Consider the following 22,514-nt stretch of genomic DNA (forward strand, 5'->3'; position numbering starts at 1 on the left):
CTCCTTGATTCCTAGCCGTAGATCATGCGGCGCAGCTGCCGCAGGGAGAGCTCGGGCGGTGCCACTGCACGATGAGGCAGCTCGTCCGAGATCTGCTGGAAAATGTCCGGGTTCGTCTGTCCGCGGGCCTGTAGTTCACGGTGGCGCCTGCGGACGAACTCCTCCGTCGTCTCGTCGAAATAGGCCAGCACATCGAGGACCACCCGGGCGGCTTCGCCGCGCTGGAGGGCGGAGCTGCGCACCAGGTGGTCGATGAGGTCGTCGTAGGACGGACGGGATGTTGCGGCCACCCGTTGATATTGGAGTGGAGCGAGGTCCTGTGCAAGAATTCTGCCCGATATCGGGCAGATGGAGGCAGATGGGCCCCTGCGGATTCGGTTGTTCCGTCCGGGAGGGAGGTCCGGAGTGGTCTATACCCTTGACCCTCCCGGGGGCGTGCGATACCCATGGGACACGTTCCGTCGCCCAGCACCACAGTTGCGAGACCCTCCGGAGGGAATCCGCTTGTGAGACTGCACAGAACACTCGAATCCAGGTCCCTGCCCCGGCTCCTCGGCACGTTCCTCCTCGTCGCCGCCGCCGGATTCGCCGGCACCGGAGCGGCCCCCGTCGCCTCCGCCGCACCGGCCGCCGCGCCCGCGATCCGCCCGCTCGGCGCGATCATCCCGGCGCCCTCCTCCGTCCACGCGGCCGGCGCCCCGTACGCGATCACCGGCAGGACACACATCCGGGCGGACTCCCGCGCCGCGCGCCAGGTCGGCTCGTATCTGGCGGGGCTGCTCCGGCCCTCCACCGGATATCCGCTGCCGGTCACCGGTGGCCCGCACGGCGGCCGGGGCGACATCACGCTGACGCTCAGCCCCCGTGAACACGGCCTCGGCGACGAGGGTTACCGGCTGGTCAGCTCCGCGCACGGGGTCACGATCACCGCGGAGAAGGCCGCCGGGCTCTTCCACGGCGTCCAGACGCTGCGTCAGCAGCTGCCCGCGGCGGTCGAGGCGAACCGGCGGCAGCCCGGCCCGTGGCGGGTCGCGGGCGGCACCGTCACCGACGTGCCCCGGTACGCCTACCGGGGTGCCATGCTCGACGTCTCGCGGCACTTCTTCACCGTGCGGCAGGTCGAGCGGTACATCGACGAGCTGGCGCTCTACAAGATCAACAAACTGCATCTGCACCTGAGCGACGACCAGGGCTGGCGCATCGCCATCTCCTCCTGGCCGAAGCTGGCCACCTACGGCGGCTCGACCGAGGTCGGCGGCGGCAAGGGCGGCTCCTACACCAAGGCGGACTACCGGGAGATCGTGCGCTACGCGGCCTCGCGCCACCTGGACGTCATCCCCGAGATCGATCTGCCCTCGCACACCAACGCCGCGCTGGCCTCCTACCCCGAGCTGAACTGCGACGGCGTCGCGCCCCCGCTCTACACGGGCACCGACGTCGGCTTCAGTTCGCTGTGCGTGCCCAAGCCGGTGACGTACGACTTCGTGGACGACGTGGTGCGTGAGCTGGCCGCGCTCACCCCCGGCCAGTATCTGCACATCGGCGGCGACGAGGCGCACTCCACGAGCCAGGCCGACTACAACGCCTTCATGGACAAGGCGAAGGCCATCGTCGGCAAGCACGGCAAGAAGGTCGAGGGCTGGCACCAGATCACCGCCGCCGCCCCGGTGAAGGGGGAGGTCGCCCAGTACTGGGGGTACGACGCCACCGGCGCAGCCGAGCGGGCGCAGGTCGTGGCCGCGGCGGAGAAGGGGACGAAGCTGGTGCTCTCACCGGCCGACCGCGCCTACCTCGACATGAAGTACACGGCGGACACCAAGCTGGGCCTGTCGTGGGCCGGGCTTGTGGAGGTGCAGCGTTCCTACGACTGGAATCCGGCGACCTATCTGGCGGGCGCGCCGGCCGGTTCGGTCCTCGGGGTCGAGGCGCCGCTCTGGTCGGAGACGCTGACCACCAGCAAGGACATCGACTACATGGCGTTCCCGAGGCTGCCCGGCATCGCCGAACTGGGCTGGTCGCCGCAGTCCACCCACGACTGGGGCGGGTACCGGACCCGGCTCGCCGCCCAGGCACCCCGGTGGGACGCGCTGGGCATCGACTACTACCGGTCGCCCCAGGTCGGCTGGCCCGCCCAGTAGGTCCTGGCGGATACCCCGGCGGCCCCGGCGTACGGAGAGGACCGGTCTCCGCACGCCGGGCGTTCCGGACGGTCGCCGTGGATCAGGCGATCGGGTTCTTCAGGGTCCCGGACAGCTGGAGCGCGCCCGCGGGGTCCTGGAGGTCCACCATCTGCTGGTTGTTGCGCAGCTGGAGCCGGTTGAGGCAGGACAGCCCGAACTCTGGCGCGAACAGGTCGTACTGCCGGAACTTGTCGGCCAGTTGGGGCATCGAGCCCTGGTAGTCCCGTACGCACGCGCCGACGGTCCGCCAGAACTCGTCCTCGCCGAGCACGCCTTCGGTGGCCAGCGTCGCGCTGAGGAAGCGGAAGAAGCAGTCGAAGACATCGGTGAAGATCGACAGGAGTTTCATGTCGTCCGGCACATCGGCGCGGACGCGCTCGACGTCCGGCGGCAGCACCGCGTCGGGGTCCATCACCGCGATCTCCTCGGCGATGTCCTTGTAGACCGCCCGCCGCACCGCGCCGTCCTCGATGACCAGGATGACGTTCTCGCCGTGCGGCATGTACACCAGGTCGTAGGCGTAGAAGCTGTGCAGCAGCGGGGTGAAGTACGCCTCCAGGTAGCGGCGCAGCCAGACCGCCGGATCGAGGCCCGACTCGGCGATCAGCGCGCCCGCGAACGAGGCGCCGTCCCGGTCGGTGTGCAGCAGCGATGCCATGGTGGCGAGGCGCTCGCCCGGCTCCAGCGTGGGCACCGGGCTCTCCCGCCAGAGCGCGGCCAGCATCTTCCGGTACGGCGAGCCCTTGACGGTCGCCTGCTCGTACTGACGGTGGTGGTAGCCGATCGAGGCCCGCTCCCGGATGATCGTCAGGCCGGTGGCCTTCAGTACCGGGTCGCTCTCGATGAGCTGCGCCAGCCAGTCGTTGATCGCGGGCGTCGCCTCCATGTACGCGGCGGAGAGGCCGCGCATGAAGCCCATGTTGAGCACCGAGAGCGCCGTTTTGACGTAGTGCTTCGCCGGGTCGCTGGTGTTGAAGAAGGTGCGGATCGACTGCTGCGCGAGGTACGAGTCGTCACCGTGCCCCAGCAGCACGAGCCGCTGCTTGGCCACCTCGGCGGCGAAGGTGACGGAGAGCTTGTTCCGCCACTGCCAGGGGTGCACCGGGATCAGGAAGTACGCGTCGAGGTCCAGGCCGAGCCCGGCCATGGTCGCGGCGAACCGCTCCAGCGTCTCCTTGCCCAGTTCGGCCCGGATCAGCGACTCGTAGTCGAGTCCGGCGCCCGCGCTGAAGGTGGCGTGGTCGCGCCGGCCGGCCAGCCAGATCAGCCGGACCGGGCTCGCGGCCTCGGGCGCGTAGCTGAGGTATTCGTCCGAACCGAAGCCGAGACGGCCGTTGTTGGCGATGAAGCAGGGGTGGCCCTCGGTCATCCCGGTCTCGATGTCCTGGAAGCCGGACGTGGCGAGCTGGGCGGCCGACACGGGGTGCTCGGCGTGCCGGGCGAGCTTGTAGGCGGTGCTGGACAGCGTGGACGAGATCTCCTCCAGGTAGACCGGCAGGATCGCCTCGCTCAGCCCCAGCGCACCGCGCAGCTCGATGAAGAACTCCAGTGCGTCCAGGGGGAGTTCTTCGGCGCCGCGGTGGCGGGTGATCGACTCGGCCGGGATGTGCCAGTGGTCGAGGGCGAGGAGCCGGGCGCGGAACCGGTACTCGGTCCCGCCGTCGTCACTGCGTACGGAGAACGGGGTCTCCCCTGTTCCGGCGGGACCGAGACGCGGAGCGTCCTCGCTCAGCGGCTGTGGGGACAGCAGCCGCTCGTGCGAGAACTCCGCGAGCGCCTTGCGGATCAGAAGCCGCTCGGCCTCGGCCCAGAGTACGGGGGTCAGATGGGTGCTCATCGGCGGGCTCCCTCGAACGCGGCGCGGGTGCAGACGCTCAGCAGTGCGGTCTTCTCGGGCTTCGCCAGTTCGCGCAACGCCTCGAAGCCCACGGCCTTGTTGAGCGCGTGGACCGCTGTGTTGCGGATGTCGGGCTCCACCACGACCCGGCGCGTCGCCGGGTCCGCGAACAGCTCCGTCATCACGGCCGTGATCACCGCCCGGGTGAAGCCGTGCACGGGGGTGTCGGTCGGCGCGACCAGGAAGTGCATGCCGACATCGCCGGGTTCGGGGTCGTAGAGACCCTTGAGCTCGACGTGCGCCGGGTCGTACCGCTCCATCAGGAACGCCGGGGTGGAGCCGTGCAGTCCTATGTAGGCGTCGTGGTGCTCTGCCGCCGCTATCGCCATGTACTCGCGCTCGACGTCGGTGAGGCTCGCTTCCTGCATCATCCAGTAGACGGACTTGGGGTGGGTGACCCAGCCGTGCACCAGCTCGGCGTCGGCGCGGGGGTCAAGCGGGCGGATGCTGAAGCGGTTCATGCGGTGAACTCCTGGAAAGCGATGGTCTTCTCGACCGGGTAGTACTCCTGGCCGCCGAGCAGCTCGCGGATGATGCACGAGTTGCGGTACGCGGCCATCCCGAGGTCGGGGGCGACGAAGCCGTGGGTGTGCAGCTCCGCGTTCTGCACGTAGATCGTCCGGTCCGCGTCGATGCTGTAGTTGCGGTGGACGTCGAAGCGGCCCTGGTCGTCCCAGTTGATCCGGTCGTGCACCGGGGCGAGGAAGCCGGGTACCCGGTACTTGTAGCCGGTGGCGAGGACGAGCCCCTGGGTGGCGAGGGCGAAGTCCTTCTCCTGCTCCTCCTGACGCAGCCCCAGCGTGTAGGTGCCGTGGTCGTAACTGGCGGTCTCCAGGGAGGTGTTCGTCATCAGCCTGGTCGCCACCGGGCCGCGCCGGTTCTTCGCGTACAGCAGGTCGAAGATGGCGTCGATCAGCTCGGAGTTGATGCCCTTGTAGAGGTTCTTCTGCGACACGTTGAGCCGGTCGCGGGTCCGGGACGGCAGCCCGTGGAAGTAGTCCACGTACTCCGGGGATGTCATCTCCAGCGTGAGCTTGGTGTACTCCAGCGGGAAGAACCGGGGCGAGCGGGTGACCCAGTTCAGCGCGTACCCGTGCTGGTCGATGTCCTGGAGCAGGTCGTAGTAGATCTCGGCGGCGCTCTGCCCGCTGCCGACGACGGTGATCGACTCCTTGGTCTGGAGGTTCTCCTTCGCGCCCAGATAGCGGGAGTTGTGGATCAGGTCGCCGCCGAGGTCCCGGCAGGGCTCCGGGAGGTAGGCCGGGGTTCCGGTGCCGAGGACGAGTCTGCGGCCCCGGTACACGGCGCCGCTCGCGGTCCGTACCGCGTAGACCGCGTCCCGTTCCTCGTACGTCACCTCGGTCACCGACTCGCCGAAGCGGATCGCGGGTATCTTCGCGGCGGCCCACCGGCAGTAGTCGTTGAACTCCTCGCGCAGCGGATAGAAGCTCTCGCGGATGTAGAAGGAGTAGAGCCGCCCCGATTCCTTCAGGTAGTTGAGGAAGGAGTACGGCGATGTGGGGTCCGCCAGGGTGACCAGGTCGGACATGAAGGGGGTCTGGAGCGTGGAGCCCTCCAGGAACATGCCGCTGTGCCAGTCGAAGTCCGGCTTGGACTCCAGGAAGAGGCCGTTCAGCTCCTCGACCGGGTCGGCCAGGCAGGCGAGCCCCAGATTGAACGGTCCGAGCCCGACCGCGATGAAGTCGTAGGTCTCGTGAGACTCAAGAGGCGTGGACAAGGGTTTCTCCCAGGTACTGGCCGGCGTGCTCGGCGAGGAGGTCGAGGACGGCCGCGATGTCGGCGACGGTGGTCTGCGGGTTGAGCAGGGTGAATTTCAGATAGGCGCGGCCGTTGACCGTGGTCCCGGCGACGACGGCGTCACCGGATGCGAACAGGGCCTTGCGCGCGTACTGGTTGGCCCGGTCGATGAGCGTGGGGCTGGTGACGTCGCCGGGGATGAAGCGGAAGACGAGTGTGGAGAGCTGCGGCTCGACGGCCACGTCGAAGCGCGGGTCGGCGGCGAGGAGTTTCCATCCCTCCCCGGCGAGGTCGATCACCTCGTCGAAGAGCCCGCCCACCCCGTCGGCACCCATCACCCGCAGCGTCATCCACAGCTTGAGGGCGTCGAAGCGCCGGGTGGTCTGGAGGGACTTGTCGACCTGGTTCGGGATGCGGGCCTCGGCGGCGGAGCGCGGATTGAGGTAGTCCGCGTGGTAGGTGGCGTGCCGCAGGGTGACCCCGTCCCGTACCACCAGGGCGCTCGAACTCACCGGCTGGAAGAAGGACTTGTGGTAGTCGACGGTGACCGAGTCGGCGTTCTCGATGCCGTCGAGCAGAGAGCGCCGGCGGGAGACGAGCAGCCCGCAGCCGTACGCCGCGTCGACGTGCATCCAGGTGCCGTACCGCGCACAGAGCTCGGCGATCTCGGGCAGCGGGTCGATGGAGCCGAAGTCGGTGGTCCCGGCGGTGGCGACGACGGCCATCGGGACGGCGCCCTCTTCACGGCAGCGCTCCAGCTCACGGGCGAGCGCCACGGTCTGCATGCGCTTGTCCCCGTCGCAGGGGATGGAGACGACGGCGTCGGGCCCGAGGCCGAGCAGTTTGGCGGACTTCTGGACGCTGAAGTGGCTGCATTCGGAGGTGAAGACCCGCAGCAGGGAGGCGTCGGCGGCTTTCGCCTCCTCGCGGGCCAGCAGCAGCGCCTGGAGGTTCGACTGCGAACCACCGCTGGTGAAGACCCCGTCGGCGCCGGGACCGTAACCGATCCGGCCGGCCGTCCAGTCGACGAGCCGCTGCTCGATCAGGGTGCCGCCCGCGCTCTGGTCCCAGGTGTCCAGCGAGGAGTTGACGGCGGAGAGCACGGCCTCGGCGACCACCGCCGGTATGACGACCGGGCAGTTGAGGTGGGCCAGGTACCGGGGGTGGTGGAAGTAGACGGCGTCCCGCAGGTAGACGGTGTCGAGCTCGTCCAGAGCGGCGTCCGCGCTGCCCAGCGGCTTGTCGAGATCCACGGCGTCCAGGGCGGGAGCGAGTTCCTGTGGCGAGATCCCGGTGAACGGCTTTTTGGCGGAGGCGAGTTGGGCCGCCACCCGCTCGACTGCCGCGGTAGCAGTGAGGCGGTACTGCTCCGCTGTCGTGTCATTGAGCAGGTGTGAGCGCATGAACGGTCCTCCGGGGAAGGAAGAAGGGGGGAGAGGGATCACTGCGATGTCGTAGTTAGGTTAGCCTAACCTAACCAATCTCGGCGTCGCAATGAGGCCTCGCCCCCCTCGGTGTGTACCTGGGTCAGGCGGCGCGCGCCACGGACTCCCGCAGCTGCTCCTCGCTGAGTCCGCGGCGCCAGTAGCCGACGAACGTGACCTGCCTGCGGTCGACTTGACGCTCCCGCACGAGATGGCGGCGCAGCTCCTTGACGCAGCCGGACTCTCCGGCGATCCAGGCGTACGGGTGCGTGCCGGGCAGTTCGGCCGCGCGTACGGCGTCGACGGCCGCCGGGGCGCCCTCGTCCCGTACGAGCCAGGTGACCCGGGCGTCGGCCTCGGTGCGCAGCGGCTGCCGGTCCGCCGCGTGCTGGACCTCCAGGTAGACCTGGGCCCGCGTCCCGGCCGGCAGCCACTCCAGGATGGCCGAAGCGGCGGGCAGCGCGGTCTCGTCGGCCCAGATCAGCACCGAGTCGGTGCCGGTCGGCGGCTGGAAGCGGACGGCGGTGTTGTGTTCCATGGCGGGCCCCAGGACGCGGACCCGCTGCCCCGGGGTGGCCTCCCGGGCCCATCGGGAGGCGGGGCCGCTCGCCGTTCCGGAGGTCGATGACGCCGCCCCGTGCAGGGCGAAGTCGATATCGATCTCATCGGGGTCACGGCGCTGCTCGCGCACGGTGTACGAGCGCAGCACGGCCCGTACGTCGGCGGGCAGCGCCCGCCACTCGGCGAACCAGTTCTCGCCGGACGGCAGTTCCGGCTCGCGCTGCCCCGGGTGCGGCAGGAACAGCGAGAGGCTCTGGTCACGGCCTCCGGCGGCGAAGTCCCTGAGGTCCTCGCCGCCGAAGGTGATGCGGGCCATCGACGGGCCGAGCCGCCGCGTCCGTACGACGTGCAGGCCGAAGAAACGGAAGGGGGCGATGGCGGCCGTCGTCATGGGTCAGCTGACCTTCTTCGCGGTCTCGATTGCCTTGGCCAGGGCCTCCAGGGCCGGGGCGCACTTGGCGTAGGAGAAGATCGGGTCGGTCGTCGAGCGCGGGATGACCTGCCCTGCCTTGACCGCGGGCAGCTCGCCCCAGGTCGGCTTGGACTTCAGCGCGGACGGCTGGATGGCGGAGGTCCGGTTGTCCATCATGATGATGTCGGCCGGGTACTTGTCGGCGTTCTCCCAGCTCAGGCTCTCGAACCAGCCGGTCTTGTCGACCTTCTTCGGTACGACGATGTTGACGCCGAGTTCCTTGAAGTAGCGCAGGTCGGCAGACGGTTCGGGGGTCGAGATGTAGAGGAGGTCGGCGCTGGCCGAGCCGATGAGCACCTTGATCTTCGGGTTGGCCTTCGCGGCGGAGCGCAGCCGGGCCGCGGCCTTCTCGAAGCGGGCCTTCGCGTCGGTGACCTTCTTGGCCTTCAGATCGGCACCGAGGGACTCCGCCAGCTCCGCGTGGCGCTGGAGCGCGGCGGGCATCGAGGTGCGGGCGACCATCAGGGCCGTGCTCGGAGCCAGCTTGAGGATCTTGGACTTGGACTCGTCGGGGACGTACCAGAGGGCGCCCTTGTCGTACATGCCGGTGATCAGCAGCTGGGGGCCGAGCGCGGCGTACTTCTCGACGTTGAACTCGCCCCAGACGTTGCCGAGTATCTCGACCTTGTTGATGTCGAGGTCGCCGGCCTGGACATCGGCTTTGCCGTCCTTGGTCCTGGTCGGCCCGAAGACCGCCGTGACCTCGACGCCGTAGTCGTGCAGCGCCGCGGCGGTGCCCGTGAAGGCGACGATCTTCGTGGGGGTCGCGTCGGCCTTGGCGGTGATGCCGCGGTCGTCCTTGAAGGACCAGGGGCCGGTGTCCGATTTCGCGGAGCCCGAGCTCTTCGCGTCGGTGCTGCCGCAGGCGCTGAGGGCGGCACCGATACCGATGACGCCGCCCGCGGCGAGGATGCCGCGACGGGAGAAGTGGGAGGCGCGGGCGTTGGGCATGGCTGGGCTCTGCTTTCCGTACGTGCCGGGACGGCCACCGGGCGATTCCTGGTCAGGTTAGCCTAACCTGACCTCTTGTCCAGAGGGTGGAGTGGGGTGGTGACCCGGTGGACGGCTCGTTCCGGAACGGTGCTGTACGGAGAGGTGCTGTACGGAGAGGTGCTGTACGGAAAGGGGCGCAGAGTGGTGTGCGGAGACCCCCGCGCGGTGCGCGGGGGAGTGGCTACGGGGTCCTGTCGGCCAGTCCGTACCGCCAGGCCCAGGCGATCAGCGCGCCGCGGTCCTCCAGGGCCAGTTTCGCCAGCACATGGTTGAGATGCGTCTTGACGGTCGCCTGGCTGACGACCATCTCCTTGGCCACCTGGCGGTTGTTGAGCCCCTGGGCCACCAGCCGGACGACGTCGATCTCCCGCCGGGTGAGGCCCTCGGCCTCGGCCGGAATCCCGGCTACGGGTGCGGGAGCCGGAGTGGCGGAGTCCCGTTCGCTGACGACCAGTTCGACCAGGCGGCGCTGGACCGCTGGGTCCAGGACGGTGTGTCCCGCGGCCACGTCACGGACCGCGGCCAGCACCGCTTCGCCGGTGGCGTCCTTGGTCAGATAGCCGGACGCGCCCGCCCGCAGGGCCGGCATCACCGCGTCGTCGTCCGCGTACGTGGTCAGGATGAGCACCCGGACCCCGATGTCCGCGGCGACGACCCGGGCCGTGACCTCGGCGCCGGTCAGCCCCGGCATCCGCAGGTCGACGAGGGCCACGTCGGGCCGTGACTCCGTGGCCAGCCGCACGGCTTCGTGCCCGTCGCCCGCTTCACCGACCACCTCCATGTCGTCGGCCGACGAGAGCAGCAGCACGACTCCGTCCCGTACCACTGCCTGATCGTCCGCCACCAGTACCCGAATCGTCACGCGTCCGCCTTCCCGCCCGTGCGCGGCGCCCGGATGCCCGCTGATGTGTTCACGACCCCATCTTCCCTGCCGGGCCTGCGCCCCCGGCACCCGCCACCGGTACGCGCACCTCGGTACGCCAGCCCGCGCCGCCGGGCACCGGCCCGGCGGACAGCGTCCCGCCGACCGCCTCGATCCGCTCCGCCATGCTCCGCAGGCCGGTGCCGCTGCCCTGCACGCCCGACGGTCCGCGGCCGGCCGGGCGCCCGTGGTCGCGCACCTCCACCCGCAACTCCGTTTCCGTCCAGGCCAGATCCACGTCGATGACGCTCCCGGTCGCGTACCGCGCGGCGTTCGTCAGCGACTCCTGGACCGCCCGGTACACCGCGTGGCCCGCGTCGGCGCCGAGCGGGTGCGGCCGGCCGGTGTCCCGCAGGCGGGCCTCGCCGGGGAAACCGCCGACCAGGCCCTTGAGGTCGTCCACCCCACGGAGCGGTGCGTGGCGCAGCGCGCCGACCGCGGCGCGCGCCTCCTGGACCCCGTCCCGTGCGAGGTCCGCCGCCCGGTCGATCGGGCCGGTCAGCGACGCGGGTGCGCCGTCCCGGTTCGCGATGGCCCGCACCGCCTGCAACTGCACGGAGAGCCCGGCGAGGCTGTGCGCCAGGACGTCGTGCATCTCCCGTGCGATACGGCTGCGTTCCTCGACGGCCGCCGCCTCCTGGAGGGCCTCCCGGGACGCCTCGACCTCGGCCAGCAGCGCCACGGCCCGGTCCCGCTCGGTCTGGAGGGCGGTGTGCTCCACGGACCGGTCGGCGAGCAGCCAGACGCCCACCCCGGCGAGCAGCCCGGCCAGGCTGCCGGTGATCACCATGATCGTGATCCCGAACGCGGCCGACACCACCGCGACGCCGGTCGTCCGCACGGGCCCCGCGGGCAGCCGCAGGGCGAGGACGGCGACGCCCGCGAGCACCGGCACGGAGCCGAGCCCGGCCGGCACCAGGAGCGAGACCGTGAGACCGGCACCGATGGTGACCGTCGCGCCCACGGCGCCCAGGACGGACGGCAGCATCCGCCGGCCCAGCAGCATCCCCAGCTCCGCGAGGACTCCCAGCGCACCGACGACGATCCTGAGGGGCGTCCCGTGGGCCGCGAGCACGGTGACCGCCATACAGGCCACCATGGCCGCCGCGCCCCTGAAAGAGCCCCGGTCCAGCGGTTTCCAGCCCGGTGCTTCCCAGACCGGCGTGCTCCAGTCCACCGGATTCCTCCACCAGCGCCCGTTCATCCCCGCACTCCGTTCTCCGCCGGCCGGCCCGCTCCGATCCTGCCCGGTCAGACGTAGGTGCCGGGGTGCGGCGCCGGTGCGACGGACGGCGACCCGGCGTTGTCGGCGTGGCTGTTGCGGGCCATCAGGAGCCCGCCCCGGGCGACGATCGTACCGATCCGTACGACGACCTCGCCGAACGCCATCAGGACGAGGGCCACCACCCAGGCCTGGCCGCTGGTGATGTCGTGGGCGACGGAGAAGTGCGCGAGATGGGTCTGGCCGGAGGGGTGGCTCGACCAGATGGCGAAGCCGAGCCGGAAGCCCATGCAGATCACCCAGAGCGCCGCGGCGCTCGCGGTGGCCCTGATGCGCACGTGACCTTCCGCGTAGCGGACGCGGGTCAGCAGGCCGGAGACGAGGCCGAAGACGATTCCCACCCCGGCGAATCCCGCGATCAGCGGCAGGTCGTTCCCCGCGGTCGGGAAGGCGTCGAGGTAGTTGAAGCCGGTCCAGGCGATGATGCCGAGGGGCAGCAGGACGGTGCGGGCGGTGAGCCGCTCCTCCTTGAGCTGCCGGAAGACGATGAGGAGAAGGGCGATGTCGATGATCCAGTCGGTGAGCGTCATGGCTTCGACTATTCGCTCCGGCGCCCCGGATTCCTTCAACCCAGGGGTGGAACGGGGGTGGAACCCGGGCGGGGGCGGCCTCCACCCGGAGCGTGAGGCCAGCCGGGTGGAGAGCAGCCGGTGAAGGCCCGTACGTGCCCGGCGGAGCAGGGGCCCATCCGAACCCGGCGGGCCCCTCGCGGCTACAGCACCTTCGCCAGGAAGGTCCGGACCCGCTCGTTCTCGTTCGTGTCGGAGAAGAACTCGTCGGGTGGCAGATCCGCTGCTATCCGGCCGCCGTCGATGAAGACGACCCGGTCGGCCACCTTGCGGGCGAAGCCCATCTCGTGTGTCACCACGACCATGGTCATGCCCTCCTTGGCCAGTCCGGTCATGACGTCCAGGACGTCCTGGACGACCTCCGGGTCCAGCGCGGAGGTCGGCTCGTCGAACAGCATCAGCTCCGGGTCCATCGCCACCGCCCGTGCGATGGCGACCCGCTGCTTCTGCCCGCCGGACAGCCGGTTCGGGTAGATGTCGGCCCGCCCGAGCATGCCCACCCGTTCCAGGAGAGCACGGCCCCTGGTCTCCGCTTCCCCGCGGGTCCGGCCGAGTACGTTCATCTGCGGCAGGACCACGTTGCGCAGCGCCGTCATGTGCGGGAACAGGTTGAACTGCTGGAAGACCATGCCCATCCGGGCGCGCAGCCGGTCGAGGTCGGACTCGGTGGCGCTGAGCTCCTCGCCCGAGAACACGACGCGCCCCGAGGTCGGCGTCTCCAGCAGGTTGAGGCAGCGCAGGAACGTCGACTTGCCGCCGCCGCTGGGACCGATGACGGCCACGACCTGCCCCGGCTCGATGGTGAAGTCGATGCCGCGCAGTACCTCGTGATCGCCGAACGCCTTGGTGATGCCCTGGGTTTCGAGGAGTGCCATCAGACGTACACCGCCATCTTCTTCTCTATCGCATGGGTCGCGAAACCGATGATGTTGGTGAGTACGTAGTAGAGAAGGCCGATGAAGAGGTAGACGGTCAGGGCGTCGAACGTCCGGGATATGACCGTCTGGCCCACGAGGAACAGCTCGCCGATCGTGACGAACGAGACCAGCGTCGAGTTCTTCGTGAGCGAGACGAACTCGTTCCCCAGCGGGGGAAGCATCCGCAGGAACGCCTGCGGTACGACGACGTGCCGCATGGCCGACGCGTGGGACATGCCGCAGGACCTGGCGGCCTCGATCTGGCCCCGGTCCACCGACTGCACGGCCCCGCGGAAGATCTCGGTGACGTACGAGCCGCTGTAGAGGCCGAGGGAGAGCACGCCCGCGACCATGGGCGGCAGTTGCAGCCCGAGCTGGGGCAGACCGAAGTAGATCAGGAACAGCTGGACGACGAACGGGGTCCCGCGGATCACGGAGACATAGGCGTTGCCCAGCCAGCGCAGCGGCGCGATCCTGCTCAGCTTGGCGAACCCGCCCGTCATGCCGAACAGGAGGCTCAGGCACAGCGACATGAGGATCACCTCGATGCTCACCAGCAGGCCGTGCCATATCTGGCCCCAGGAGTCGATGATCGTCCGCGGGTTGAGGAGCGCGTGCTTCTCCACCTTGGCCGCGCTCCCGGCTCCGAACCACTTGTGGGTCAGCTTGCCGTAGGAGCCGTCACTCTTCATGTCCTTCAGCGCGCCGTCGAACGCGGCGGTCACGGCCGTGTCCGCCTTCGGGAAGGCATAGCCGTAGTCCTCGCCCGTCAGACGCTTGCCGACCTGCTTCAGGCCGCCCTGTTGAGCGATGAAGTACTGGCCGGCCGGGGCTCCGGTGACGACCGCCGCGGCCTGGCCCAGCTTCACGGACGAGAACATCTGCTGGTTGGTCTGCACCGTGACGAGTTTGGCGCGGGGCTGGTTCTCCTTGACCCACTCGACGGACTTGGTGCCGACCTGGACCGCGACCCGCTTGCCCGCGAGGTCGTCCAGGGAGTGGATCGTGTGGTCCTTGCCGGCGGTGAACATCGCGAGCCCGCCCGGGTAGTACACGTCCGAGAAGTCGATGACCTTGGCCCGCTCCTTGTTGATGTAGATCCCCGAGGCGCCCACGTCGATCTGATGGGCCTGCAACGCCGGGACGATGTTCCCGAACGGCATCTGCGTGAAGCTGACCTTCTTGATGCCCGCCCGCTTCGCCAGTGCCCGCACCAGCTCGATGTCGAAGCCGACCCGGCCGCCCTTGGCGTCGGTGAACTCGAAGGGCGGGAACGTGGCGTCGGTGCCCACGCGCAGCGTGGCGTGCCCCGAGCGCAGTCGTTCGAGCTTCTGTGCCCCCTTGTCCGCCTGCGGCGCGGCGGCGGCCGGCGAGGCTCCCGCCAGCAGGAGGAAGGACGAGAGGAGCCCGGCCAGCACGGCTGCGCCCCTTCGCCCGACGGGTGCTCTTACCATGTTCCACTCCATTCGGGCCGTGCGTGATGCGCGAGTTCGGGTGACGGGGCCGGGGTGCGTGGCACCGGGTGCCGGGCCGTGCCGTCACCGGCGGGCCGGGGACCGTCCCGGGCCGTCATGGCAGCGGCTCCTCAAGACGGCCGATGTCCTGCGCCGCGGCATGGGTGAGCGTGAGCAGCGCCTGGTGGTTGCGGCGCCCCCGGAACTCCGGCGCCATGGTGCTGACGGTTCCGGTGAGCTGCCCCTGCCGGTCGAGGACGGGGACGCTCACGCCCCACACGCCCTCGTCGACAGCTCCGGTGCTCATGGCGTACCCCCGGTCGCGGACGTGGTGCAGGTCGGCGGTGAGCGCCTCGGTCTCCCGGGGGCCGAGCCGGTGCGCCGTGCAGACCTCGGCGACGCGTGCGGCCGGAAGGTGGGCGAGGATCGCCTGTGCGCTCGCCCCGAAGGTCAGCGGCTGGCTCAGCCCCGGTGAGAAGCTGCACTTGATCACCCGGGACCCCTCGGCGGCCTCGACGCACAGGACGTGCCGGCCGCTGGGGATCAGGAAGGCCGCCAGCTCCTCGGTGTCGGACGCCAGCCGGGCCAGACGGCGCTTCACGCCCCCGCCACCGAGCATCTCGCGCCGGTAGTTCACCGCCATCTGCACCGCGAGCGAACCCGCGCAGTACCGGCCGCGCGTCCGCGTCGCACTGACGAGTCCGAGCTGCGTCAGATCGCCCAGATGGCGATACACGGCGCTGACCGGAATGCCGGTGCGGCGGGAGAGGTCCTGGGCGGTCACAGAAGCCTGCTCGGCGAGCACGGCCAGGATGGCACCGGTTCTGTGGGCCGGACCCGGAGCGGTCTTTCCGGTAATCACACGTCAGACCTTAGGAAACAAATCCAGCCACGACGAGACCGTTGTCTCACCCACTGGGAACTTGTCTATCAACCAGTGGGAGATGTGCGTCGTGACGGAGTTGTCGACCGCTCTTCTGAATTGTCCTTATCTGTATGGATATTCCTGGTCGTCGGTCAGCTCCTCGGCCAGCAGATCCATCAACAGCCCGTCCTGCCAGCTGCCTGTCCGGTGGTCGCGGCCGTACGCGCGCATGATCCCCACCGGCTTGAATCCGACCTTGCCGTAACTGCGGATCGCCGCGGTGTTGGCCGCCGCGGGGTCGATCGTCAGCCGGTGGTGACCGCGCTCGTGCACCAGCCAGCGGGCCAGTGTCCGGACGGCGTCGGTGCCCAGGCCCTCCCCGTGCCTGCGCGCCGTCAGGAAGATGTCGATGCCCGCGTGGCGGAACTCGGGGTCGGTCTCCTCCGCGAACTGGACGGCTCCGATGACCTCGCCGTCGAGGACGACGGCGAGCATGTCCGCGTAACCGGCCGGGGGGGCCCACCACATGGCGACTTCCGGCTCCCGCACGATCCTGTCGAGCTCCGCTCCCTCACCGTCCGCCACCGGCCGCAGCACGACCCGGTCTCCCCGCAGCTCCATGTCCCGCATTGTCCGGCATCTCCGGGCCGGGCTCACCCGGTGGGCAGCCCCAGCTCCCGTGCGATCAGCATCCGCTGGACCTCGCTCGTGCCCTCGCCGATCTCCAGGATCTTGGAGTCGCGCCACATCCGGGCCACCGGGTACTCGTTCATGAAGCCGTACCCGCCGTGGATCTGCGTCGCCTCGCGGGCGTTGTCCACCGCCACCGTCGAGGAGTACAGCTTCGCCAGCGCCGCCTCCTTCTTGAACGGGTCGCCGCTCACCAGGCGCGACGCCGCGTCGCGCCACGAGACGCGCGCCGTGTGGGCCTTCATCTCCATGTCCGCGATCTTGAACTGGATGGCCTGGTTGTCGCCGATCGGGCGGCCGAACGCGTGGCGCTGCTTCGCGTACGCCACGGACTCGTCCACACAGCCCTGCGCCAGGCCCGTCGCCAGGGCGGAGATCGCCACCCGGCCCTCGTCGAGGATGCGCAGGAACTGGGCGTAACCGCGACCCTCCTCGCCGAGCAGGTTCGCCGCGGGGACCCGTACGTCCGAGAACGACAGCTCGCGGGTGTCCGAGGCGTTCCAGCCGACCTTCGAGTACGGGGCCGCCACCGTGAAGCCCGGGGTGCCCGAGGGGACGATGATCGCGGAGATGTGCGGGCGGCCGTCCGGCTTGCGGCCGGTGACCGCCGTGACCGTGACCAGGCCCGTGATGTCCGTACCGGAGTTGGTGATGAAGCACTTGGAGCCGTTGATCACCCAGTCGTCACCGTCGCGCACCGCCGTGGTGCGGGTGCCGCCCGCGTCCGAGCCGCACTCCGGCTCGGTCAGGCCGAACGCGCCCAGGATCTCGCCCGAGCACATCCGGGGCAGCCACTCGCGCTTCTGCTCATCGGTGCCGAAGCGGAAGACCGGCATCGCGCCCAGCGAGACGCCCGCCTCCAGGGTGATCGCCACCGACGAGTCGACGCGGGCCAGCTCCTCCAGCGCGATGCCGAGCGCGAGGTAGTCGCCGCCCATCCCGCCGTACTCCTCCGGGAACGGCAGCCCGAACAGGCCCATCCGGCCCATCTCCCGGACGATCTCGTACGGGAACTCGTGCCGCTCGTAGAAGTCGCCGATCTTCGGGGCGATCACATCGTGGGCGAACGCCTCGACCGTGCGGCGGAGTTCTTCGTGTTCGGTGCTCAGACGGTGGTCCATGGTCACTGCTCCTGGTGGGAGAGGGCGCGTACGGTGCGGGACGGGCTGGGTCGGCCCAGTTGTCCGGCCATCCACACGCTGGTGGCGGTGAGGCGGCCGAGGTCGACCCCGGTCTCGATGCCGAGCCCTTCGAGCATCCAGACGAGGTCTTCGGTGGCGAGATTGCCGGTGGCGGACTTCGCGTACGGGCAGCCGCCGAGGCCGCCCGCCGACGCGTCCACTGTGGTCACGCCGTGCTGGAGGGCGGCCAGGGTGTTGGAGAGCGCCTGGCCGTACGTGTCGTGGAAGTGGACGCCGAGGGAATCCGTGCCCACGCCCGCCTCGTTGAGCGCGGTGAGCAGGGCCTGTACGTGTCCCGGTGTCGCGACCCCGATGGTGTCGCCGAGGCTCAGCTCGTCGCAGCCGAGGTCCAGCAGGCGCCGGGCGACGGTGACCACCCGGTCGACCGGGACCGGGCCCTCCCACGGGTCGCCGAAGCACATCGAGAGGTAGCCGCGCACGTGCAGGCCCGCCGCGCGGGCCTTCGCGACGACCGGCTCGAACATGGCGAGCGACTCGTCCACGGTGCGGTTCAGATTGGCCTTGGCGAACGACTCCGTCACGCTGCCGAAGACCGCGATCCGGCGGGCGCCGAGCTCCAGGGCACGGTCGAGCCCGCGGCCGTTCGGCACCAGGACCGGCAGGTCCACGCCGGGAATATCGGCGAGCTGCGGGAACAGGCTCTCGGCGTCGGCCAGTTGGGGCACCCACTCGGGGTGCACGAAGCTGGTCGCCTCGATGGTCGTCAGGCCCGCGGTGGCGAGCCGGTGGATGAACTCCGCCTTCACCCCGGTCGGGACGACCGTCTTCTCGTTCTGCAGTCCGTCGCGGGCGCCGACCTCGTGGATACGGACCCGGGCCGGGAGCCCCTCCGCCGGTACGGACATGGGCAGGCCGGACAGGGGTGTGCCGGACGTCATTTCTCCTCCAGCGGGGTTGTGCCGGCGGCCGGACCGGCCGCCGGGGTGACGACGGCCAGCACCTGGTCCATCGCGACCGTCGTGCCGGGGGCGACGTCGAGTTCGGTGACCGTGCCCGCGTGCGGGGCGGTGATCAGGTGCTCCATCTTCATCGCCTCGACCACCAACAGGCCCTGACCCGCGACCACGTCGTCACCGGTGGCGACCTTGACCACGGTGACCGTGCCCGGCATCGGCGCGGTCAGCGAACCGGCCCCGCCCCGGCCTGCCGCCGCGTCCAGCGTGGTTTGCACGGGGTCGTGGTCCTGGACGTGCCAGGCGTCGCCGTCCCGGCCGAGCCAGTCCCCGGCGCGGTGGAAGGTGTGCACGGTCCCGTCGACCGTCACCGACACGGTGTCCGGTGTGACCCGGCCCTCGCCGCCGGTCAGCACCGCCTCGTGCCCGGGGATCTGGAGCCACTGCGTCACCGGCAGCGGGGCGCCGCCCAGCCGCCAGCCGCTCGGCACCGAGAACGGGTCGGTCCAGCCGCCGGCGTCCGGCTCCGGGGCCCGCCCGGCCGTCCGTACCGCGGCCGCCGCCGTGTACACCTCGGGCGGCACCGTGTCCGGCACCAGGCCGTCCGCCTCCCGCTCCACCAGCCCGGTGTCCAGCTCGCCCGCCACCACCGCCGGGTGGGCGAGCAGCCGCCGCAGGAAGCCCGCGTTGGTCGGGACGCCCAGGGTGACCGTGGCGGCCAGCGCGGCCCGCAGCCTGCGCAGCGCCGTCGCGCGGTCCGGGCCGTACGCGATGACCTTCGACAGCATCGGGTCGTAGCGGCTGCCGACCTCCACGCCCTCGCTGAGGCCCGAGTCGGTCCGTACGCCGTGGCCCTCGGGTTCACGCAGCGCCAGCACCGTGCCGCCGGACGGCAGGAAGCCGCGGGCCGGGTCCTCCGCGCAGACCCGCGCCTCGATGGCGTGCCCGGTGAGCCTGATGTCCTTCTGCTCGTACGGCAGCCGCTCACCCGCGGCGACCCGCAGCTGCCACTCCACCAGGTCGAGGCCGGTGATCAGCTCGGTCACCGGGTGCTCGACCTGGAGGCGGGTGTTCATCTCCATGAAGTAGTACGCGGACGGGTCGCCGCCGGGGACGATGAACTCCACCGTGCCCGCGCCCGTGTACCCGCAGCTGCGCGCCGCCTGGACGGCGGCCTCGCCCATCGCGGCCCGGGTCGCCTCGTCCAGCAGGACCGACGGCGCCTCCTCGATGATCTTCTGGTGGCGGCGCTGGAGGGAGCACTCGCGCTCACCCAGGTGCACGACGTTCCCGTGGGCGTCCGCGAGGACCTGGATCTCGATGTGGCGCGGGCGGTCGATCCACCGCTCCACCAGCAGCGTGTCGTCGCCGAACGAGGACCGCGCCTCGCGCCGGGCCGAGGCGATCTCCTCGGCGAGCAGCGCCTCGTCGCGGACCAGGTGCATGCCCTTGCCGCCGCCGCCCGCCGACGGCTTCAGCAGCACGGGCATCCCGATCTCCCGTGCGGATGCGGCCAGTTCGGCGTCGGAGAGCCCGCTGCCCGACGAGCCGGGGACCACCGGGACGCCCGCGGCCTCCACGGTCGCCTTGGCGCGGATCTTGTCGCCCATCAGGGAGATCGCCGAAGCGGGCGGCCCGATGAAGACCAGGCCCGCGTCGGCGCACGCCTGGGCGAACTCCGCGTTCTCGGCGAGGAACCCGTACCCGGGATGGACCGCCTGCGCGCCGGAGCGCGCCGCCGCTCCGAGGAGCCGCTCCACCGACAGATAGCTCTCGGCGGCGGGCGCCGGACCGAGCCGGACGGCGGTGTCCGCCTCCCGTACGTGCCGGGCGTCGGCGTCCGCGTCGCTGTAGACGGCGACCGAGCGGATGCCCAGCTCCCGCAGCGTACGGATGACGCGCACGGCGATCTCGCCCCGGTTGGCGATCAGAACGCTGTCGAACATGTCCACCCTCATCAGATCCGTCTCCGGCACCCTCATCACATCGGCCACCCCCGTCACATCCGGAAGACGCCGTAGCCGGGCGCCGTCCGGTCCTTCTGGGGCAGCGGCGCGTTGGCGCAGGCGGTCAGCGCGAGGCCGACGACCTGCCGGGTCTCCAGCGGGTCGATCACCCCGTCGTCCCAGAGCCTGGCCGTCGCGTAGTAGGCGTTCCCCTGCTCCTCGTACTGCGCGCGAACCGGGGCCTTGAACGCCTCTTCGTCCTCGGCGCTCCAGTCGTCGCCCAGCTGGTCGCGCTTGACCGTGGCCAGGACGGAAGCGGCCTGCTCGCCGCCCATCACCGAGATCTTGGCGTTCGGCCACATCCACAGGAAGCGCGGCGAGTAGGCCCGCCCGCACATCGAGTAGTTCCCCGCGCCGTAGGACCCGCCGACGACCACGGTCAGCTTCGGCACCCGGGTGCAGGCCACCGCCGTCACCATCTTGGCGCCGTGCTTGGCGATCCCGCCCGCCTCGTAGTCCCGGCCGACCATGAAGCCGGAGATGTTCTGGAGGAAGAGCAGCGGAATGCCGCGCTGGTCGCACAGCTCGATGAAGTGCGCGCCCTTCTGGGCGGATTCGGAGAAGAGGATGCCGTTGTTGGCGACGATGCCGACCGGATGGCCGTGGATCCGGGCGAAGCCGGTGATCAGCGTCGTCCCGAACTCCGCCTTGAACTCGGCGAACCGCGAGCCGTCCGTGAGCCGCGCGATCACCTCGCGTACGTCGTAGGGCGTACGGGAGTCGACCGGCACCGCGCCGTACAGCCCGGCCGGGTCCACCTTCGGCTCCTCCACCGGCTCCACGGACCAGGGGAGCGGGGTGCGCCCGGGCAGCGTGGAGACGATGGTCCGGACGATGCGCAGCGCGTGCGCGTCGTCCTCCGCGAGGTGATCGGTGACGCCCGAGGTCCGCGAGTGCACCTCGCCGCCGCCCAGCTCCTCGGCCGTGACGACCTCGCCGGTCGCGGCCTTCACCAGCGGCGGGCCGCCCAGGAAGATCGTGCCCTGGTTGCGGACGATCACCGCTTCGTCGCTCATCGCCGGGACGTACGCGCCGCCCGCCGTGCAGGAGCCGAGCACGGCGGCGATCTGCGGGATGCCCGCGCCCGACATCCGGGCCTGGTTGTAGAAGATCCGGCCGAAGTGGTCGCGGTCGGGGAAGACCTCGTCCTGCATCGGCAGGAAGGCACCGCCCGAGTCGACCAGGTACACGCACGGCAGCCGGTTCTCCAGGGCCACCTCCTGGGCGCGCAGGTGCTTCTTCACGGTCATCGGGTAGTACGTGCCGCCCTTGACCGTCGCGTCATTGGCGACCACCACCACCTCGCGGCCGCTGACCCGGCCGATCCCGGCGATGACCCCGGCGGCGGGTGCGGCCCCGCCGTACAGGCCGTCGGCGGCCAGCGGCGCGATCTCCAGGAAGGGCGAGCCCGGGTCCAGCAGGGTGTCGACGCGGTCGCGCGGCAGCAGCTTCCCGCGCGCCACATGGCGGGCCCGCGACTTCTCGCCGCCGCCGAGCCGTGCGGTCGCCAGCCTGGTCCGCAGCTCGTCGGCGAGTGCCTCGTGCGCCGCCTCGTTGGCCCGCCAGGCCTCCGAAGCGGGATCGGCCGCACTCGTCAGGACTGGTGCCTGCTGCATCGGTCGGGCCCCCTCTGCTCTTCTGTCTGCTCTGTGCCGATGTGGTCCCGACCATCCCTACCCGGTCGGGGCGGTTAGTGATCGTTAACACCTGTCGTCAGGTTAACGCTCGCTAACCCCGCTGTCTAGAATGGATCCATGAGCACCAGGACGGACGCCCCGACGCGGCGCGAGCAGATCCTCAAGGAGGCCGCGCGCCTCTTCGCCGAGCGCGGTTTCCACGGCGTCGGCGTGGACGAGATAGGTGCGGCGGTGGGCATCAGCGGCCCCGGCCTCTACCGGCACTTCGCCGGCAAGGACGCGATGCTCGCCGAGCTGCTCGTCGGGATCAGCGAGCGGCTGCTCGACGGCGGCCGGACGCGGGCGGAGCGGGCGGCGGGCGGCCCGGCCGCGGTCCTCGCCTCGCTGATCGACGGGCACATCGACTTCGCGCTCGACGACCGCCCGCTGATCACGGTCCACGACCGTGAGCTGGACCGGCTGCGCGACAGCGACCGCAAGGCGGTCCGCAGGCTCCAGCGGCAGTACGTCGAGCTGTGGGTCACCGTCGTGCGCGAGCTGTACCCGCACACCCCGGAGCAGGAGGCCCGCGCGGCCGTGCACGCGGTCTTCGGCCTGCTGAACTCCACCCCGCACCTGGGCACCGGCGGCCTGCCCGGCCGCACCACCACCGGCGCGCTGCTGCGCCGCCTGGCGCACGGGGCCTTCGAGGCGCTGGACCGGGTGCCGGCCCGCGCACAGGGCGAGGCACCGGCGGCCGGCTGACGCGGGCCGCGGTGGCCGGCCGACGTACGGCTGTGGGGCAGGCGGGGC

Annotated in this window: 20 protein-coding genes; 2 read left to right on the forward strand and 18 right to left on the reverse strand. The window is 70.6% G+C overall.

Features of this window, described 5'->3' with window-relative positions; genetic code table 11:
• Positions 1-11 precede the first annotated feature (11 nt).
• On the reverse strand, positions 12-290 hold the full coding sequence (locus OG285_RS23375) for a hypothetical protein (protein ID WP_356833743.1): 279 nt from the start codon (positions 288-290) through the stop codon (positions 12-14).
• 156 nt (positions 291-446) lie between these two features.
• Here OG285_RS23375 and OG285_RS23380 point away from each other — a divergent pair, with 156 nt between their 5' ends.
• Positions 447-2,138, forward strand: coding sequence for a beta-N-acetylhexosaminidase (locus OG285_RS23380; protein WP_371792098.1), 1,692 nt, complete (start codon positions 447-449; stop codon positions 2,136-2,138).
• An 82-nt stretch (positions 2,139-2,220) separates the two neighbouring features.
• On the opposite strand, the gene OG285_RS23385 is transcribed toward OG285_RS23380, so the two are convergent.
• The 17 genes from OG285_RS23385 to OG285_RS23465 all read right to left on the reverse strand — a co-directional run bounded on the left by OG285_RS23385 (position 2,221) and on the right by OG285_RS23465 (position 21,701).
• Positions 2,221-4,017 (reverse strand): IucA/IucC family siderophore biosynthesis protein, encoded by a 1,797-nt coding sequence (locus tag OG285_RS23385; protein ID WP_371792099.1) that lies wholly within the window; start codon positions 4,015-4,017, stop codon positions 2,221-2,223.
• On the reverse strand, positions 4,014-4,538 hold the full coding sequence (locus OG285_RS23390; RefSeq protein WP_356833749.1) for a GNAT family N-acetyltransferase: 525 nt from the start codon (positions 4,536-4,538) through the stop codon (positions 4,014-4,016). The genes OG285_RS23385 and OG285_RS23390 overlap by 4 nt, the downstream gene beginning before the upstream one ends.
• Positions 4,535-5,815, reverse strand: a complete 1,281-nt coding sequence (locus tag OG285_RS23395; protein WP_371792100.1) for a lysine N(6)-hydroxylase/L-ornithine N(5)-oxygenase family protein — start codon at positions 5,813-5,815, stop codon at positions 4,535-4,537. The genes OG285_RS23390 and OG285_RS23395 overlap by 4 nt, the downstream gene beginning before the upstream one ends.
• Complete coding sequence (locus OG285_RS23400; RefSeq protein WP_371792101.1) at positions 5,799-7,238, reverse strand: aspartate aminotransferase family protein; 1,440 nt, start codon at positions 7,236-7,238, stop codon at positions 5,799-5,801. Before OG285_RS23400 ends, OG285_RS23395 begins: the two co-directional genes overlap by 17 nt.
• Positions 7,239-7,362: 124 nt before the next feature.
• Positions 7,363-8,211 (reverse strand): siderophore-interacting protein, encoded by an 849-nt coding sequence (locus OG285_RS23405; protein WP_371792102.1) that lies wholly within the window; start codon positions 8,209-8,211, stop codon positions 7,363-7,365.
• A gap of 3 nt (positions 8,212-8,214) precedes the next feature.
• Positions 8,215-9,243, reverse strand: a complete 1,029-nt coding sequence (locus OG285_RS23410) for an ABC transporter substrate-binding protein (protein WP_356833757.1) — start codon at positions 9,241-9,243, stop codon at positions 8,215-8,217.
• A 223-nt stretch (positions 9,244-9,466) separates the two neighbouring features.
• Positions 9,467-10,147, reverse strand: a complete 681-nt coding sequence (locus tag OG285_RS23415; RefSeq protein ID WP_371792103.1) for a response regulator — start codon at positions 10,145-10,147, stop codon at positions 9,467-9,469.
• Between the two features lie 49 nt (positions 10,148-10,196).
• Entirely contained in the window at positions 10,197-11,384 is a 1,188-nt protein-coding gene (locus tag OG285_RS23420) for a sensor histidine kinase (protein WP_371792104.1), read from the reverse strand.
• A 74-nt stretch (positions 11,385-11,458) separates the two neighbouring features.
• On the reverse strand, positions 11,459-12,019 hold the full coding sequence (locus OG285_RS23425) for a hypothetical protein (protein WP_371792105.1): 561 nt from the start codon (positions 12,017-12,019) through the stop codon (positions 11,459-11,461).
• 182 nt (positions 12,020-12,201) lie between these two features.
• Complete coding sequence (locus tag OG285_RS23430; RefSeq protein WP_356833765.1) at positions 12,202-12,933, reverse strand: amino acid ABC transporter ATP-binding protein; 732 nt, start codon at positions 12,931-12,933, stop codon at positions 12,202-12,204.
• Positions 12,933-14,429 (reverse strand): ABC transporter substrate-binding protein/permease, encoded by a 1,497-nt coding sequence (locus OG285_RS23435; RefSeq protein WP_371792106.1) that lies wholly within the window; start codon positions 14,427-14,429, stop codon positions 12,933-12,935. Before OG285_RS23435 ends, OG285_RS23430 begins: the two co-directional genes overlap by 1 nt.
• Before the next feature lie 115 nt (positions 14,430-14,544).
• Positions 14,545-15,291: an IclR family transcriptional regulator gene (locus OG285_RS23440; protein WP_356833768.1), complete on the reverse strand. Its 747-nt coding sequence runs from the start codon at positions 15,289-15,291 to the stop codon at positions 14,545-14,547.
• Positions 15,292-15,417: 126 nt separating this feature from the next.
• Entirely contained in the window at positions 15,418-15,915 is a 498-nt protein-coding gene (aac(6'), locus tag OG285_RS23445) for an aminoglycoside 6'-N-acetyltransferase (RefSeq protein ID WP_356833770.1), read from the reverse strand.
• Positions 15,916-15,947: 32 nt separating this feature from the next.
• The gene (locus tag OG285_RS23450) at positions 15,948-17,111 is read right to left on the reverse strand and encodes an acyl-CoA dehydrogenase family protein (RefSeq protein ID WP_356833772.1); all 1,164 of its coding nucleotides are present in this window, start codon (positions 17,109-17,111) and stop codon (positions 15,948-15,950) included.
• Positions 17,108-18,064, reverse strand: a complete 957-nt coding sequence (locus tag OG285_RS23455; protein ID WP_356833775.1) for a hydroxymethylglutaryl-CoA lyase — start codon at positions 18,062-18,064, stop codon at positions 17,108-17,110. Before OG285_RS23455 ends, OG285_RS23450 begins: the two co-directional genes overlap by 4 nt.
• Positions 18,061-20,025, reverse strand: coding sequence for an acetyl-CoA carboxylase biotin carboxylase subunit (locus OG285_RS23460; RefSeq protein ID WP_371792107.1), 1,965 nt, complete (start codon positions 20,023-20,025; stop codon positions 18,061-18,063). Before OG285_RS23460 ends, OG285_RS23455 begins: the two co-directional genes overlap by 4 nt.
• Positions 20,026-20,078: 53 nt before the next feature.
• Positions 20,079-21,701 (reverse strand): carboxyl transferase domain-containing protein, encoded by a 1,623-nt coding sequence (locus tag OG285_RS23465; protein WP_356833779.1) that lies wholly within the window; start codon positions 21,699-21,701, stop codon positions 20,079-20,081.
• A 138-nt stretch (positions 21,702-21,839) separates the two neighbouring features.
• Between OG285_RS23465 and OG285_RS23470 the strand changes: the two genes are divergently transcribed.
• Positions 21,840-22,466 (forward strand): TetR/AcrR family transcriptional regulator, encoded by a 627-nt coding sequence (locus OG285_RS23470; protein ID WP_356833781.1) that lies wholly within the window; start codon positions 21,840-21,842, stop codon positions 22,464-22,466.
• Positions 22,467-22,514: the final 48 nt, after the last annotated feature.

Origin of the sequence: Streptomyces sp. NBC_01471 (genome assembly GCF_041438865.1) — a bacterium.
Classification (GTDB): domain Bacteria; phylum Actinomycetota; class Actinomycetes; order Streptomycetales; family Streptomycetaceae; genus Streptomyces.